Source organism: Polyangiaceae bacterium (assembly GCA_016715885.1).
Taxonomy (GTDB): domain Bacteria; phylum Myxococcota_A; class Polyangia; order Polyangiales; family Polyangiaceae; genus Polyangium.
In genome coordinates this window covers 105,635-120,706 of record JADJXL010000007.1, presented here as the reverse complement: position 1 = coordinate 120,706, position 15,072 = coordinate 105,635, and the positions used below count along the sequence as shown (strand labels likewise).

Below are 15,072 nucleotides of genomic sequence, written 5' to 3'. Positions count from 1 at the left end.
GGGTTTGTCCCGTCTTGTTTCTCCGTGGCACGTAGCATCGCGGCGTTCCTCCGAAGACGACCACAGAACGAATGATTTCCGGGAACCTTGCAGGCGGCCGGCAACTCTGTATGGCGCTTGCGCCCGGGCGTGTGCGTCTATGGTTGACAAGTTACTTGGATCTCAAAGAAGATGTTCGGCTATCACCATGGCCCCCTCGTCCCCGCGTAATACTACCAAAACTGAAAAACTCACGCCGAAGACGACGTCGTCGCGCAAAAGTGCTCCGGCGAAGACCACGAAAGCCCAATCGGTGAAGGCGCAGAAGCTGCTCGAAGGTGCTCCGGCCAAGTCGCGAAAACCCGATATTGTTGCGGTGCTCGCCGAGTTTGGTTTTCCCACGGGGCCTGGACGTGGGTTGTGTTTTACATGCGAGGATGCTGATCTCTTCGAACGCGGTTATCCCGAATTACGCCGGCTCACGGACGAACCGATCGAGCCCAAGCGAGCCTTCGAATTGGCGGAAAAAGCGCTCGATGCAATCGACCCATGTTTTCGCATCGACGTTCCGCGCGCAATAGCCAAGCCCTTTTTGCTGGGCTATCGAGTGGGGCCTCTTTTGTTTGTCGATAGCAATCATCCCACGAAAAATGCGCAATTGCGTGTCGAGCGCGCGGCGCTGATGCACAGTGATCGCGCCATTGACCAAAAGCTCCTCGACGAGACGCTCGAGCAGCACGGGTTTGATATGGGCGATACCTATGCGAGCTGGCGGTGGCCGAAAGTATTGTATCTGTACGAGGAGTTCATTGGAACGGAAAAGGTTGCCCGATCCGTGGCGAAGTTTCTCATTCTTGCGGCGAAAGAATTGAAGCGCTGGGGGTTTGCTGGACAAGATCCCTATCGGACGAACGCGGCAGCGCATTACATTGCCTTGACCTTGCCGTGGTTGCTTCGACGGGTGGAGTCGACGATTGCCGACGAAATAAGGGCGCAAATGCTCGAGGTGCCTGCCCCCGAAAAAATGCCCACACAATCACCGCGCGCTTTCGGGGCGATGTTGCATTGGATCGCGAATCCGTCGCGGAATGTGCACGAGACCCTGAAATGCTTGGAATTTCCGCTTGCATTGCGGCGGGACGACGCGGAGTTCGTCGTTCGGGAGTCGAAAAATCCAAAGGTGATTTATTGGAGCTTTGCTCGCGTCTGTTGGCTCATGGGGACGCGGTTGTTGGTCGATCGAGATGTGACGGTGCGGGGTCAAGACTTCCCGCGCCTCGTGGATAAGATTGCATTGTTTCGTGATCCGGGCGTGGTGCGGCTCATGGCGCAGATGGCGGCGCAACGTGCGGGGAAGAAGGCGGCGGGGGATTGGCTGAAAAAACATGCCGATTATGCTCGGCCGATTTTGGAAAAACTCGCGTCACTCGAAGACGAAAAGGAAGTCAAAGCTGCGCGTTTGGCGCTCGAACTCATCGAAACGGTACAGCAGAAGGGACCGATCGTCGAAGCACTGCCGCTCGACGATGACGCGCTCGAACGAGAGGTCGAGGGTATTTTTGAAGAGCTGGGGAAACGTTTGCGCAAGGCTCCGCATCGAGATGCGGAGGTGGCTGCGATTCGCGAGGCATACGATGCGTATGCGGAGGCGCGATCAGCGGCAGGCGATCCGATTCCCGAAGCGTACTTCACGCATCGGTTTGGAGATTTTGGACTCGGCAAATGGGCGATGCTGGCGGTGGACGCGATTGATTGAAAGGAAGCCTCCGCGGTGGCGGGCCAACATGCCCCCCCAGTCGCCCCATCTGGAACGCTTGTCAGCGCGTCGTCGCGAACGTCTGGTGATTGAGTGCCTTGCTCGCGAGTACCGTATCAATCGCTGCGAGCGCGTCGGGAAAGCACCGTGGTGGCAGGACGGGGCAACGGGGCAAGCCATGGAGGGCTCTGTCGTTTATCGAAGATATACGGCCCGCGGTGTCGCGTCGAATTTCGCGTCAGTGCTCACCCGGCTGCCGATTCGCCCGAGCTCACGCGCGATTGCCTTGTGCCAATTACGGCGTTGCTTCGCCCCCTGGCACCTGCGGCGTAGCCACCTCTTCCCCTTCGACCTCTTTCTTCGCCGGACGTGACCGCACGGCGGAAAACATCGTCGGGAAAAGCTCGTCGCCGCCTTCGTACCAATACAAAAACCGCCCCACGCGTATCGCCTCTTCGTGATGCTTTTCGAGCAGCGTGAACACGCGCGCTTGGTAGTTTCGCCATTCTTGCGTTTGCGGCGTCGTGGACCCGCCCAGTGTGCCAATGATGTCGTCCGCGAGCTTGCGCGCATTCGCCGTGTCGGCCACCCGATAGTTTTTCTTGTCGCTACGAATCTCGTTCTCGTGATCTTCGTACATGTCCGCGAGCGCAATCAAATCATTCGCAAGGTCCACGTGCCCCGACCCTGCACGAATGCCCGCGAGCAAGCCTTGCGCCTGTGCATCCGCGTCCAAGTGGTATTCGAGCACCTTGAGCATTCGCTTTCGTGTCTCGAGCGCGTCCGTCACGAGCTGCGCCGGTAACGCCGCATCGCTATGGACCGCCTCTGCCAAGTCGAGCTTGTGCCGAACGAACCATGCAGCACGCGCCACCATTGCCAGATTCGCGACGAGCTCCACGTTCACGACGCCGGCTTTGCCGAGCGCCTCCAGAATGGCCTGCTTTTCGGGCTTATCGAGCAAACCATGCGCAGCCAAAGCGACGAGCGCCCCTTGTTGCAAGTTGAAGTTCGGTTGACGAAGTGCGCTTTGCGGAAGCGCGTCGAGCGCCGGCTTCAGGGCAAGGAACGCCGCTTCGGTCGAATGCGGCGAGAGCTGCGGCTCGGGGACCGCTGGTTTCTTCGCGCTTTGCGAGTTCTTCTTACGTGCCATGGGCCACGCCTACCACATTGCGGGGCAGGTGTGGATGCCCAATTGCATGGTGCGCGGCTTTTTCGGGCAGTCCTGGGTGCCCGGAATGATGGCCTTGGGCTGCTTTTGGGCAGGGGAGGGTGCCCAAATTCATGCGGTTGCCGCCGTTGGGGGCACCTGGGGGTGCTCGAAACGGTGGTCGGAGCGGAATTTGGGGCACTTGGGGGTGCTCGGAAAAGCGCGGAAGGGGCTTTGGGGGCACTGCGATAGCGCGGAGGGGTGATGCAGGGGGATTGCATCCGCGGCGTATCAAGTACGTCAAGGCATTTGGCGCAACCAGCGTTTGATCGTCGATTCCGCCCGGCCAAACAACCTCGCCAGCTCAGCGTTGGTCCATGATCGCAAACTTTGCACTTCCTCGAGCAGCTCGCGCAGCGTTTCCCCTTTTTCGGCATCTGGCAATGCACGTAATTTCAGTTTCAGATCATCCGATAAATCGTAAAATTCTGGTGGATCATCTGCCTGATCGAAATCGATGGGATTGGATTGAATGCGCGTGGATTGGTCTCCAAGCACAGGAAGTTGCAGTCGGTGCTTTTCTCGAAAAGATCTTGGGAAGCGCATATCGAGCACATCCCACGAAAGTGCATGAAATGGCCTGTTGGGGGCAAAGAGCGAGCGCGTTGCGCGTGTCCAAACCTTTTGAAGCTCATTATCGCCCGTGTCCTCGAGTTGCTCGACCCACGGCATGACGGAGTGTTCTACGTGCTGCTGGGCATGATCATCTTCGTCGAGATTCAGGATTTTTATGGTTGCGGCTCCCCTGGCTGAATTTGAAAATGCATAGGGCAACCATTTTTGCCGTGCCGGCGACCATCGGAAACGAATATGGTCTCGCGGCTCATCGTTTTCAGGATCAACGAGCAGCGGTTTTTCCTTGTCAAGGTCGAAATCATACTCGTCGAGAGGGGCACTTCCGGGCTCGAGCGGAAACTGGTTCTTCTTCTGATGTGTATTGCACTTTCCGCAGGCGAAGAAGAGATTCTCCCAGGTCCATGCCAGCCACCAGTACCGATCCGGATCTGGCACATTGCCTTCATTCTCGACACGCGCCTTTGGACGAAAGTGTTCGACAGGATTGCCCTCGCGGCGTAGGTCGAATTCGCAATAAACACATTTGTAATTGAGACGTTCGACCAGCAGCTCTTTCATTTCCGCATAGCCACTGAAATCAACGCTCCGGCCCGCTCGTCTTGCCAAAATGGCTGCAGCGAGAAACCGCCTGCGAGCGAGACGCATCTCTTTCGGTTCCGAGCCGCGGAAGACCCGGATCACTGCACTTCCCTCGGCTCTCGCGTAAAATCCGGCTCAATCCCTTGGTCACGGAGCTGTTTCTCGAGCTGGTCGAGACGAACTTCGTCCTCGTCACTGCGGGTCGGATCTGCAGCCAAATTGCGATGCTCGCGAAGCAAATTCCCTAATTCGTTCGGGTAGAACCGCTCGATACCGAAATATTCCCGATAGATATCCGATCCCGTCATCAGGCGCGGATCCGGTTCGTGCCTCTGACCCCTCTTCATGTCGACCTGCTCGACATCGCCGGTCGTCTTGTTGATCGTTAGCCGAATAATTTCGTCCTCGTCCGGACGCAACCCAACCAGAGCAAGGGGTGAATGCGTCGTGGCGACGAACTGAATGCGGGGGAACGTATCCTTCAATGCCTGGATGAGCGTTCGTTGCCATCGCGGATGCAAATACAGATCAATCTCATCAATGAGAACGAGCCCTTCCATCTCCTTGGGATGAAGCGGCTTGTCGATTTTGGCTTCCCACAAAATGTGCCCCACGAGATCGGCGATCCAGGCGATCGTCGACTGATAGCCATGGGATAACCAAGCGGCCGGTAATTTCAATTTCCCCGAGCCCAGCTCTTGCTCGAACAAGTGGCGCTCCTGAAACGCTCGAGCAGATTGTCCGCGCAACTCGAGATTATCGAACATCGGAAGCAAGTCCCTATGCTCGAAAAGCGCTTCCTTCAAGACCTGTCGGTATGCCTTGCGTTTCTTGCTCTTCAGCACCTGATCAAATGCGGTACCAACGAGCTCGACAGGTTGAAAAATCGGCCTTAACCTATCCATGCTCGCACGTTCCAGCGACTGCTCCTCTTTGAGCGATTTCGCGGGCAAGAATCGATGCACGCCATAGCCTGCAACGAACCACAAACTCAGCTCGTCCTGGCGCGCGGCAATGAGCGGATCGCCAGCTCCGCGGCTATCTACATAGCTCGATTCGGCAACGACATCTTTGCCCTGAACGTTCACACATGACTTGATGACGACGTCGCCCAGGTCTCCCGAGGCAGAAGTCAATCCAGGATATCTCCGGATGTGTGACAGGCGCTTGTCGAGCATGAATTCCGCAGTGATCGATACTTTCGACTTGGGTGCACGTTTGTCTTTCAGCGATTCCCCATTGGGCACGAGTGTCGTCACATGTCGTCCGCCAGCGGCAGCCATCGCGATTGCTTGCAAAATTGAGGTTTTTCCCGTGCCATTCTCGCCAATGATGACGGTCCACCTGCGCGGTTTTCCGTGCTCGTCTGCAAACGACAGATCGAGATCGCGAAGGAGCTTCAAGTTGCGGATGCGCAAATCTCGGATGTACATGGCACCTCGTCGGCGGTGCTATCAAGCCGCACGTGGCGCGCAATGTCAAGGGTTGCTTTCCGCGACCACAATCACTGCGACGAACCGCTTGACGGCATGATGACCAGATGCAAACGAATATCTTGAGGCTCCCATGAAGTGGCTCGAGCGTATCACCATTGATCCGAATACATGCCATGGAAGACCAACCATTCGGGGTCTTCGCTATACGGTTGAAATGATTCTCGAGCTCTCGAGCTCGGGCATGACGACCGAAGAAATTCTTGCCGATTACGAAGATCTGGAGCGCGAAGACATCATGGCGGTGTTTGCGTACGCGGCGAAGCGTGCGCGAGTGAAACGAATCGAGTCGGCAGCAAACTGAACTGCTTCATCGCGATCAATTTGTAACTTACCCCGCAGCCACCGGCGCCCTTCGAAACCCGAGCGCCCGCGCCTGCGCCTGGCCCGTGTCACGCCTTCGCCAAAGCACCGCGTCGAGCACGTAGTGCGTGGCCTGCGGCAGCGCCAAGAGCGGCACGATGAACGCGCGCGCCGTGGGCCCGAGCAGCGGCTCGCCATGCCACTCGCCACCAAAAAGCGACGGTCGGTCATGCCAAACCAGCCGATCCCACAGCATTTCCTCGGCGAACGCGATCGCCAAAAGCGTCGCCGCAAACGCAAACACGCCGAGCGACGCGACGCGTGCAACGAGCGTCCCCGGGGTCTCGCGCCCACGCTCGCGCGTGTACACCCACAAGAGCGCCATGTACGGGAGGCCGTGCACGAGCACGTTCGTCACGGTGAACTGAAAGTCCGAGTTCGTCGCGACAATTCCGATGTACCACGTGAGCGCCGTCGTCGCGACGACGAGATGCTTACCAACGTTGGGCGTGCGTCCTGTGAAACCTTCCCACACCGCTCGTGCGGCGTACGCGACGAGCAACATCGCCCAGACGATCTGCGCTGGGAGCACGAGCGACTGAAGCCACGGGAGCGTGACGAAGTCACCATCGACGAACCAACGAAACGGTCGCGGCAAATGCGCGTGCCAGTAGAGCAGCGGAAAGCCCGTCGCCGCGTAGATCGTCGCGTCGTCGAGCAGCCGTCCTGCGCGCGATCGTTCACCTGCTCGAGCGCGATAGATGGCGACCCACCCGACTTGCTGTCGCACGAAGTGCAGCACCGCGACATACGCGAGCACGCGCCAGAACGTCTGTTCCGACGCGACGTGCAGGACAAACCCCGCGGCCCAGCACGCGATCGGCACGGCGATGTAGAGCGAGCGACGTCGAGCGAGCTCGTCGCGGTCGAAGTACGTGCGGAACAGCGTTGCGTGAACGTGCGCAACGTCGACCGCGAGCACGAACGCGAACCAGCCCCAAGTGGGCAGCGCGCCGGCGTCGCTGAGCATCGGTGAAAGCGCAGCGAGCGCGAGTGCAAGTGCCGCCGATCCACCAAAGATGGCGATGTCCGCACGCGCGCCCCAGATGAACGGACCGTTCACGACGAAACGAGACGCGCGCTTTCGCGTGCGGAGCTACCCATGGATCGCAGCGGCGATGATCCACGCAAGACCGAGGATCACAGCGCCGATCACGATGGCCAGCGCGGTGTTCTGATCGTCTTCGATCTCTTTGCGGATCGAGAACGGCGTCACCTTCACGATGATGAGGAACGCAACAGCAAACACGACCAGACCAATTCCCACGAAAATCGCCGCGGAAATCGCATTCTTGAGCAACATCGAAAAATCGATCATCGAGGCTCTCCCGAGGCCCCGAGCGGGGCGCGATTCGCAGCGTACGTCACGAACGCCTCCCGAGGAAAGAGTCATGCAGTCACGACGTAGCGTTCTTCGTGCTCGTCGTGTGTTCATGCTCACCAGGCGTCCCGTTGGTCGACGTTGCGCTTGCAGCGTTGCTCGGCGGGGTTTATGCCGGCTCTCGCCATGCCTGTTGCGACGAATGGAAAAGTCGAAATTCATTACGATGTTCTCGGCACCGATGGCCCGACGGTGATGTTCGTGTCGGGGTTGGGCATGCGCGGCGAGCAATGGACGCCGCTTTCTCGGGCGCTCGTGGGGCGAGGGTTTCGAGCAATCCAATTCGACAATCGGGACATTGGTCGTTCTTCGGCGCTACGCGGCGTCGATTACACCGTGGCCGACATGGCGACCGATACACTCGCAGTGCTCGACCATGCGGGCGTGGAAAAGGCACATGTCGTCGGCATTTCGATGGGAGGCATGATTGCGCAGGAAATGTTGCTTCGGTGTCCCGAGCGGTTTTCGCGCGCGGTCCTCATGGCCACGTGGGCCGGGGGGCAAACCATGAAAATGCCCGAATCGCGGATCGTCGAAATGCTCGTGCCGCGCGTGGATCCGACGGATGCATCGGCGGTCGAAGCGCATCTGCGGCGGCTGTATGCGGCCATCACCGCACCTGGATTTGCCGAACGAAATTCGCATCTCATTGACATGATCGTATCGTTTGCTCTCGAGCAGCGAGCGGAACCAGATGCCGTTGCGCGACAGCTTCGAGCGGTTGGTCGCTTTTCCTCGTGGGACCGTTTGCCTGATTTGAACGTGCCCACGCTCGTGGTGCACGGTGATGCCGATCCGCTCATTCCGTATGAAAACGGCGAAGAGCTTTCTCGTCGCATTCCTGGGGCGCGGCTGCGGTCGCTGCCTCGCGTGGGGCATTTGGTGCCGCTCGAAGCGCCGCTCGAAACGTTTGGCTCGATTGTCGATTTTTTGAGCTAGCACTACTGCGGGATATCGAGCTTGCCTCGTCGCACCTCACCCCCCAACCCCCTCTCCCCGTCGCAGCTACGCTGCTCCGCGGAGAGGGGGAGCCAGAAGGCGTTTTCATAACAGGGGGAGCGGAAATTATGAGCCTCTTGTTCCCCCTCTCCACGTAGCGGCGAAGCCGCGGAGTTGGAGAGGGGGCTAGGGGGTGAGGCGCCGGATGACGATGCAGACATGATCAATGTCCCGCAATGGTACTTGCAGCGCTCGCTCGCGCAGGCTTGGCGCACTGCTATGCAAGAGCTCGTTTCTTTTTCGCCCGCTCTGTGATGGCCCATGCCCTGCATGTTGCCCGTGCATGGTGGATACACGCACTACGGGTGGGATGTCGGGAGTTGCATGGGCGTGCATGATCCTCGTGATCATTGGCGCGCTCAACTGGGCTCTCGTGGGGCTGTTTCAATGGAACCTCGTCGCCGCGCTCTTCGGCCCGATGTCGGCGATCACGCGCATCATTTATGTGATTGTCGGTGCGGCGGGGCTGTACCTCATCTTTCTATCGACGAGGCTCGTACAAACCACGCGACCTTGACGGCGGGCCAAGATCTGGACGGTTTGTCGAAACGCTCTTGACGCCGGGCCAAACTTCTAGGCGGAAAACCTGCGGAGGTGATCCGCATGAATCACGGTCCGGATCGAGCAGTTCGGAGGCGACTGGGTTGTGTGCGCGTTGGGAGGGGCAGCGTCACATGGGCGCTCGCTGCGTGCGCTTCTGTGGCGCTTTTCGTAGCGCCAGCTCGTGCAGACGTGCCCATTTCCCTTCGCACGACGTGGTCGGGCTCGGTCGACTTTTTTGCCACGGGCGCGCCCATGGCCGTGGATGGTCCCGATGCCGATACCAACGTCGATACGATGGCGCAGCCAGCGACGGTAACGGTCGCCGCGGCGAACATTCCTGCGGAATCGAAGGTCGTGCAGGCGTTTCTGTACTGGGCCGGGACCATTCCCAACAGCGATTGCGTTGATCCGACCAAATTCGACGATGCCGTGGACTTCACGCCGCCGGGCGTCGCCATGCCCGCCAGCATCACGGCGGATACCTGTTATTGCTCGACCGCGGACGCTTCGTCGTACGACGTTCAGGTTTGTCGAGCTGATATCACTTCGCTGCTTGCGGGACCTCTCGAGCAATTGACGGGTGATTACACCGTCGACAAGTTCGCCGCATCCATCAACAATGGCGCGACCGATAGCGCGTCCTTTTCCGTTGTGCTCGTCTACCAAAACCCGAATTTGCCACCGCGCGACATTGCTCTGTACGATGGTATCGAGGGGCTGTCGAGTCAAACCAAAGCCACTTCGAGTTTTTCGCTCGGAGGCATTCGAGTCGACACGCCCGCGCAAGGGGACCTCACGTGGTACACGATTGAAGGCGACATTGGCGGCGGGTCGCCTGGTGTCGAGCAAGTCGTGGTGACGGGCAATCCCGGCGGCGCGTCGCTCGTGCTCTCCGACGCCATCAATCCCGATAACAATCCCATGAATCGCACGATCAATACGACGATACCCGCGCAGACCGATACGGTGGGTGTCGATATCGATCGTTTCGACATTTCCGGGGCGCTCACGTCGGGTGATACGAGCGTCGATATGCTTTACAGTGCGAACACCGACAAGTGGTGGATTGCGTACAACGTCGTTGGTATCAACGTATTCGAGCCCGTTTTCGGCGTGGGATCGAATAAAACGGGTGTACTTCATACCGATGCCGATGGCAATGGCGTGCCCAGCGTGGGAGACACGATTCGGTATACGATTCACTTGAACAATACCGGCACCGATGCGGGTGCGGTGAACGTCGTCGATCCCATTCCGCCCGAGGCTGCGTCGTGGTCGATGGTCGATACCGGTGGCGGGACCGATGTTTCCATGGCGAACCAGCTCGACGTGCAAGGCATCTTCGCGGCGGTGCAGGGCTCTGCGGATGTCGTTTTCGACATGGTCATCGCGGACGTACCGGATCAAACGGTCATTTCCAATGTGGCGACATTCGATGCAACGCCCGACGGCGACCAAGGCACGCTTGCCGCGGCCGATATCGTCGTGCGCCGCGATGGCGACAAGGACGGCGTGTGGGACAATGACGACAATTGCCCCGATGTGTCGAATGCCGGTCAAGGTGACGTGGATCAGGATGGCATGGGCGACGTTTGTGACGCATGTCCATTCGATTCTGCAAACGATGCCGATGCCGATGGTGTGTGCGCAGAAGACGACAATTGCCCTCTCGTGTCGAATCCCAACCAGATCGATTCGGATCAAGATTTCGCCGGTGACGCGTGTGATGCGTGCCCACTCGATGGAGCGAATGACGTGGACGCCGATGGCCTTTGCGCGGATGTGGACAATTGCCCCGAAGTGGCCAATGAGGGGCAGGAAGACACGGATCAGGATGGAATCGGCAATGCGTGCGATATGTGCCTCGATGTGGACGCCGATGGCGCCTGCGACGACGTCGACAATTGTCCGGGGCTCGCCAATCCAACGCAGGCCGATGGTGATGGCGACAAGATAGGCGACGCGTGCGACGATTGCGCGGGGACCGACGACGATGGTGACGGCGTTTGCGACGCCATCGACAATTGTCTCGGCCTGGAGAACCCTGGTCAGGCCGACAAGGATGGCGACAAATTCGGGGACATGTGCGACGCGTGTCCCGAGGACGCGAAAAACGATATCGATAGCGACGGCGTTTGCGGCGATGCGGACAATTGTCCGGGCGATGCCAATCCCACGCAGGTCGACGAGGATGGCGATGGGATTGGGGACGCTTGTGACACGCCCGTCGTGACTACGCCTCCTCCCGACGTTCCTGCCGAAGGCAGTTGCGATTGTCGTATGGCTGGCACCGAGCGCGAATCGTCGGGGCTTTGGGCCTTCTTGGCGCTTTCTCTCGCGGGGATGCTGCGTCGTCCGGCGCGGCGCGTAATGGGCAGATAGGACAAATTACGTCCCATCTCCTGTCCGATTTTTTCCCACGTCGTTTCCGGTTGTGCATCTAGGACGATCAATGTCCTAGCATGCATTGTTTTTCCTGGCGGGTTCGTCCCATTCGGTGCATTGTCGGATTCGTGGTTGCTCTCGACGCTACTGCAGAGGCGCGGTAGGTCGAGACGACCGGGTGGGAGCCCCTGGAAAACTCCCCATCATTCGGCGCAAAGGACGCCGGTCGGCTGCATTTTGCGCAGCCGAGAAAGATAGCACCATGCCGCGACGTTCCACTCCCGAGCCGTTTGCACTTCAGGTTGGCGCTCGTATTCGCGAGCTTCGTCGTGAACGAGGGATGTCTCTCGGCGCGCTTGCCGACGCCAGCGCACTTTCCAAGGGCCATCTTTCGAGCGTCGAGCACGGCCTTGCCGCGATCACGATTCACACGATTTGCCGCTTGGCCGAGGGCTTCGAGGTGCCTCCGATGTATTTGCTGACGTTCGCCGAAGAGGACGAACGAGCGCATACGGCGGAGCTGCTTCGTAATCTGCCCAAAGCGCAGGTCCGCAAATTCCGCCGGCAAATTCAGGCGCAGCTCGGCGCGCGCCGCTGATCCAGCGGCAAACCAAAGCTCTGTTCTCACGAACGCCGAATGGCCCTCCAGCCATTCGGCGTTCGACTATTTTGTCGCCGAAAATCAACGGCCTACGGGTCGGACAATCAATGTCCCATGCATAAACGTTTTCCCTTGCGGGCGCGAGTAGCTTATGCATATCGGACAATCAATGTCCGATCGCCATGACGATTTCGTTCGCCGGTTCGTCCAATTGGATGCATATTGGCTTTCGTGATCGACGCGGGGCCAACGGACTGCACGAGATTGGCCCGACGATCAGCGAGTCAACGAATCGAAAACGAAACCACTTTGGCCATTGAAAGAGGCCATCGGCACTCCAAAAAGAAAGCCGAAAAGGACACGACCATGCCGCGACGTTCTACTCCCGATGCATTCGCTCTCCAGGTTGGCGGTCGCATTCGCGATCTTCGCCGTGAACAAGGTTTGTCCCTCGGGGCGCTCGCCGACGCGAGCGGCTTGTCGAAGGGCCACCTTTCCAGCGTCGAACATGGCCTCGCCGCCATTACCATCCACACCATTGCGCGCTTGGCGACGGGCTTCGGCGTGCCCCCCATGTATCTGCTCGCATTCTCCAAAGAAGACGAACGCGCACACGCCGCGGAGCTTCTGCGTTACCTGTCGGTCGCCGACGTCAAAAAAGTCCGCCGCCAGCTTCAACAGCAAGTCGCCGCCGCCGCAAAGAAGTAATGCGTCAAGGCTGCAAAACGCGCAGCGATCCCTTCACGACACCATAACCGCCCTCCGTCCGGAGGGCGCGGATCGCTTCCGATACGCCGAGCTCGCCCGCCCATAATCGACGGTACGTCGTAACAATCCGCTCGACATCCTTTGCGTTTTCACGCACGAGCTCGATGCGAAATCGCTTCGTGCCGCATCGTTTTGCCGTCTCGAATACACTCGCCGCGCTTTGCGCCGCCGCGTGAAACACCGTGTTGCGACAACCCACGTCCGCTTCGACCGGGTGAATCATCCCCGCTCGATCCCGCAATGATATTTTGTGTTTTTCGCACGGCCTTCCGCAATCGCGATAATCCTTCCCGGATGAAAGCAGTGCCGCAATGACGCAATGTTCCATGTGAAAAAGTGGCATGGGATGATGCACCACCACTTCCGCAAATGGACCGAAGGGCGAATCGAGCAGCCTTTCGAGCTGCTCGGCATCCAAATCGAACGACGGGGTAAACGCCGAAACGCCCCGAGAAAGCACTTCCGCCGCGCTCAGCCGATTCGTCACGTTCAGCGAAAAGTCGGCAATTCGCATCGCATTCGTCGGCCCGCCGTCCCGCAGCGCACCGAGCCCTCGAACGAGCACGATGTTCGGCTCGAGCGACGCGAGATACCGATCGATTTTTTCTTCACCCGGCTTGCGAATTCGCGGAGGCGCTACGCCAATCTCGACGTTTGGATGCGCCGCCCGAAGCGCTCGAACGGCTGACCCCGTCCCCACGAGCTCGAGAAAATCCAAATACACGCCGTCCGCACCGGCATCCACCGCGGCTTCGGCTTGTTCGAGCGTCCGGCACAAGACGAAAAGACCTCGAGGCGGCGGAGATCGATCGGGCGGTGAGGCTTCCGCGACGAGCTTTCGCCACGAAATGTTTGTCACAGCAAACGTTCGCGTCGCGTTCGTTGCAAGCTCTGCGGCGATGGCGCGCCGAGCGCGATTGATCGACGACGGAGGAATCATCGCACCGCTCGGAAGATCGACCTCGAGCTCACCCAGTTCGAACGGCGTATCCCCAAGGCGCCCGAGTTTGTCTCGTAGAACATCGATGATCGGCGCGCCGCGTGACGCTTCGGTCACGGCCGCATCACCTGTGACCGAACACGAAAGGCCCGCGTCGGTGCGCGCATCGAACCGTGGCATCTCGCCCAAGCGCCCGCTCACACGCACGTGGATACGCGTGCGCCGCGGCGATCGTTCAGCTTCGGCAAGCGTCGCCTTTTCGCGACTCGGATCGTTTGTTCTCCAAACGTTTCGCCCGGGTTCGGCGAGACCAACGTTCGCGTCGGGGCCGAACCACACGAGGACGCTGCCCTCGGCATCCGCACGAGGAACGTCTTGTCCGCCGCGAAGGATGGTCCACACGCGGCCGCCCGCTTCGCCTTTGCCCGCGTATCCGCCTTCGACGAGCAGCCCGTCGCCACGGCTGATGGGCCGAGACAAACGCAGCTTCAAGTAGTCGCGTCCGCGCATGCGCTCGACGCTCTCGAGGTTTCCGACGAGCAGCCCGCGATGATCGCACGCGCGTCCTTCGACGAGTCGTTGGTGATCGACGCCTGCGAGAAATCCGGGGCCTGCGCCGCGGGAAAACGCTTGCTGTGCAGCATCGCGCAAGGTGGGCACGTCGTCGTGCGAATCGCTCGCAAGAGCCGCACGGTAAAGGCGTGTCGTGGCGGCGACGTAGTCGGGGCCTTTCAAGCGTCCTTCGATTTTGATCGACGCAACGCCAATGTCCCTGAGGCGCGCAACGACGTCGCTCGCATCGAGATCCTGCGGGGACAACAGGTACGCCCGGTCGCCGAGGTCCCGTGTTTCTCCGTCGACGACGAGCTCGTACGGCAGGCGGCAAGCTTGCGCGCATGCGCCGCGGTTGGCGCTCCGCCCGCCGATCGCTTCGCTCGTCAAACACTGTCCGGAGTAGGCGATGCAGAGCGCGCCGTGAACGAACACTTCGACGTCCATATCGGTCGAGCGCTTGATGGCCTCGATGTCTTGGATCGACAACTCGCGCGCGAGGATCACGCGCTCGGCCCCGAGCTCGCGGGCCATTTCGACGGCGCCCGCGTCGGTGCACGTCATCTGTGTCGATGCGTGGATCGGCAAGTGCGGCGCGATGGCTTTCGCCATTTTTGCAACGGCAAAGTCCTGGACGATCACGGCATCGACGCCTGCTTTTGCGCACGTTCGGATGGCTTGTTCGACGCTTTCGAGCTCGTCGTCGAACACGAGCGTGTTCAGGGTGACGTACCCTTTCACGCCGTGATCGTGCAAAAACTTCATGGTTTGCCCGAGCTCTTCGCCATCGAAATTTTTTGCGCGGGCTCGAGCGTTGAAATCTTTGAGTCCAAAATATACGGCGTCCGCCCCGGCGGATACGGCGGCGCGCATGGCGGCTTCGTCACCGGCGGGCGCGAGAATTTCAGGGAGGCGCAGGACGCTCGGGGGATGCATGAGCGCACCGT

At 59.6% G+C, this 15,072-nt stretch carries 13 protein-coding genes; 7 read left to right on the top strand and 6 right to left on the bottom strand.

What is annotated here, in order from left to right; translation table 11 throughout:
* Positions 1-187: 187 nt before the first annotated feature.
* The gene (locus IPM54_11175) at positions 188-1,735 is read left to right on the top strand and encodes a hypothetical protein (protein ID MBK9260383.1); all 1,548 of its coding nucleotides are present in this window, start codon (positions 188-190) and stop codon (positions 1,733-1,735) included.
* A gap of 295 nt (positions 1,736-2,030) precedes the next feature.
* Here the strand turns inward: IPM54_11175 and IPM54_11170 are convergent, their stop codons facing one another.
* The 3 genes from IPM54_11170 to IPM54_11160 all read right to left on the bottom strand — a co-directional run bounded on the left by IPM54_11170 (position 2,031) and on the right by IPM54_11160 (position 5,533).
* Positions 2,031-2,888, bottom strand: a complete 858-nt coding sequence (locus IPM54_11170) for a hypothetical protein (GenBank protein MBK9260382.1) — start codon at positions 2,886-2,888, stop codon at positions 2,031-2,033.
* Between the two features lie 297 nt (positions 2,889-3,185).
* Positions 3,186-4,202 carry a hypothetical protein gene (locus IPM54_11165; GenBank protein MBK9260381.1) on the bottom strand — a complete coding sequence of 339 codons (1,017 nt, stop codon included), beginning with the start codon at positions 4,200-4,202 and terminating at the stop codon, positions 3,186-3,188.
* Entirely contained in the window at positions 4,199-5,533 is a 1,335-nt protein-coding gene (locus IPM54_11160) for an AAA family ATPase (GenBank protein MBK9260380.1), read from the bottom strand. The genes IPM54_11165 and IPM54_11160 overlap by 4 nt, the downstream gene beginning before the upstream one ends.
* Before the next feature lie 133 nt (positions 5,534-5,666).
* On the opposite strand from IPM54_11160, the gene IPM54_11155 reads away from it, so the two are divergent.
* Positions 5,667-5,897, top strand: a complete 231-nt coding sequence (locus IPM54_11155; GenBank protein MBK9260379.1) for a DUF433 domain-containing protein — start codon at positions 5,667-5,669, stop codon at positions 5,895-5,897.
* Between the two features lie 27 nt (positions 5,898-5,924).
* Here the strand turns inward: IPM54_11155 and IPM54_11150 are convergent, their stop codons facing one another.
* Entirely contained in the window at positions 5,925-7,019 is a 1,095-nt protein-coding gene (locus IPM54_11150) for a hypothetical protein (protein MBK9260378.1), read from the bottom strand.
* 33 nt (positions 7,020-7,052) lie between these two features.
* On the bottom strand, positions 7,053-7,274 hold the full coding sequence (locus IPM54_11145; protein ID MBK9260377.1) for a DUF350 domain-containing protein: 222 nt from the start codon (positions 7,272-7,274) through the stop codon (positions 7,053-7,055).
* A 189-nt stretch (positions 7,275-7,463) separates the two neighbouring features.
* Between IPM54_11145 and IPM54_11140 the strand changes: the two genes are divergently transcribed.
* The 5 genes from IPM54_11140 to IPM54_11120 all read left to right on the top strand — a co-directional run bounded on the left by IPM54_11140 (position 7,464) and on the right by IPM54_11120 (position 12,573).
* Positions 7,464-8,276, top strand: coding sequence for an alpha/beta fold hydrolase (locus IPM54_11140; GenBank protein ID MBK9260376.1), 813 nt, complete (start codon positions 7,464-7,466; stop codon positions 8,274-8,276).
* Positions 8,277-8,646: 370 nt separating this feature from the next.
* Complete coding sequence (locus IPM54_11135) at positions 8,647-8,853, top strand: DUF378 domain-containing protein (protein ID MBK9260375.1); 207 nt, start codon at positions 8,647-8,649, stop codon at positions 8,851-8,853.
* Between the two features lie 215 nt (positions 8,854-9,068).
* Positions 9,069-11,261, top strand: a complete 2,193-nt coding sequence (locus IPM54_11130; GenBank protein ID MBK9260374.1) for a thrombospondin type 3 repeat-containing protein — start codon at positions 9,069-9,071, stop codon at positions 11,259-11,261.
* A gap of 265 nt (positions 11,262-11,526) precedes the next feature.
* Entirely contained in the window at positions 11,527-11,862 is a 336-nt protein-coding gene (locus IPM54_11125) for a helix-turn-helix transcriptional regulator (protein MBK9260373.1), read from the top strand.
* A gap of 369 nt (positions 11,863-12,231) precedes the next feature.
* On the top strand, positions 12,232-12,573 hold the full coding sequence (locus IPM54_11120) for a helix-turn-helix transcriptional regulator (protein ID MBK9260372.1): 342 nt from the start codon (positions 12,232-12,234) through the stop codon (positions 12,571-12,573).
* 4 nt (positions 12,574-12,577) lie between these two features.
* Here the strand turns inward: IPM54_11120 and IPM54_11115 are convergent, their stop codons facing one another.
* Entirely contained in the window at positions 12,578-14,998 is a 2,421-nt protein-coding gene (locus IPM54_11115) for a U32 family peptidase (protein MBK9260371.1), read from the bottom strand.
* Between the last annotated feature and the right edge of the window lie 74 nt (positions 14,999-15,072).